Below are 1,714 nucleotides of genomic sequence, written 5' to 3'. Positions count from 1 at the left end.
CTCCCACAGTGACCGCGCCAGACCTTGAGAAAGTAAAAAGCCCGCCACCGAATGATCGGTGGCGGGCTTTTTTGTGGCGGCGAGGTTTAGATCGCGCCGCGCTGGCGCAACAGCTCCAGCACTTGCTTGACGCTGTCTTCCAGCGACGTGGCCTGGGTGTCGATCACCAAGTCGGCATTCAACGGCACGTCGTACGGGAAGGACTCGCCTGGGATGTTGTCCCCGCCCGCCGCGTACAGGCCTTGCGGATCACGCTCGGCGCACACCAGCGGCGAGGCCTGCACGTAGACGGTGAGCAAGCGGTCGCTGCCGATTAACGCCTTGGCCTGTTCACGGCCTTCGGCATCCGGGGCAACAAACGCGGCCAGGGTCAGCAGGCCGGCTTCGTTGAACTGACGCGCCACGTGAGCAGCACGGCGCCAGTTTTCGGTACGCCCGACGCGGTCCTGCGGCAAGCCCTTGTTCAAGTCGCGGCGCAGGTTCTGGCCATCCAGTACGAATACCGCACGGCCCATGTCAAACAGCTTGCGCTCAACCGCGTAGGCCAAGGTGCTTTTGCCGGCGCCGGACAGGCCGCTGAACAACACGGTAGCCGGTTGCTGGCCGAAGCGTTGGGCGCGCTCTTCGGTGGCTACATGAGCAAGGCGGCCGTGTTGCGCAGCGCCACCATGGCCCACCGGCGGCGCAATAATCATGCCCGCAGCCACAGTACCGTTGGTCAAACGGTCGATGACGATAAACGCACCAGTGGTGCGGTTGCTGTCATAGCCATCCAACGCAATGGCGGCGTCGAGGCTGACCTTGACCCGGCCAATCTCGTTCAGTTGCAGCGAACTTGCCGGGCCTTCGGCCAGGGTGTTCACGTCCACGCGGTGCACGATGCTGGTGATCGAACCCGGCACGTAGCTGGTAGCGCGCTTGATGTCATATTTCTTGCCCGGCAGCATCGGCTCTTCGGCCATCCAGACCAGCATGGCGTCGAAAGCGTCGGTGACTTGCGGCACGTTGTCGGCATGCACCAACAGGTCGCCACGGGAGATGTCGATCTCGTCTTCCATGGTCAGGGTCACGGCCTGGCCTGGGCCTGCGTGCTCCAGCTCACCCTCGAAGGTGACGATGGATTTGACGCGGCTGCTCTTGCCCGACGGCAGCACCACGACTTCATCGCCCTTGTGCACGATGCCGCTGGCGAGGGTGCCGGCGAAACCACGGAAGTTCAGGTTCGGACGGTTGACGTACTGCACCGGGAAACGCAGGTCGGTGTAGTTGCGGTCGTTGGCGATCTCGACGGTTTCGAGGATCTCCATCAGCGACTGGCCGGTGTACCAGGGCGAACGCTCGCTCTTGTTCACCACGTTGTCGCCCTTGAGCGCCGACATCGGTACGAACGCCATGGTGCTCGGCTTGAACGCAATGCCCTCGGCAAACTTCAGGTAATCGGCCTTGATCGACTCGAACACGCTTTGGTCAAAGCCATTGATGTCCATCTTGTTGACGGCAATCACGATGTGCTTGATGCCCAGTAACGAGGCGATATAGCTGTGGCGGCGGGTCTGGGTCTGCACGCCGTAGCGGGCGTCGATCAGAATGATCGCCAGGTCACAGGTGGACGCACCGGTGGCCATGTTGCGGGTGTACTGCTCATGGCCGGGGGTATCGGCGATGATGAATTTGCGCTTGGCGGTGGAGAAGTAGCGGTAGGCAACATCAATGG

At 62.2% G+C, this 1,714-nt stretch carries 1 protein-coding gene; it reads right to left on the bottom strand.

Features of this window, described 5'->3' with window-relative positions:
- Positions 1–86: 86 nt before the first annotated feature.
- A partial coding sequence (locus FEM54_RS31985; protein ID WP_138454214.1) for a bifunctional sulfate adenylyltransferase subunit 1/adenylylsulfate kinase occupies positions 87–1,714 on the bottom strand: 1,628 nt, incomplete at its 5' end.

This window comes from Pseudomonas edaphica (genome assembly GCF_005863185.1).
In the GTDB taxonomy this organism is placed as follows: Bacteria; Pseudomonadota; Gammaproteobacteria; order Pseudomonadales; family Pseudomonadaceae; genus Aquipseudomonas; species Aquipseudomonas edaphica.
This window is presented reverse-complemented; position numbering and strand designations above follow the sequence as displayed.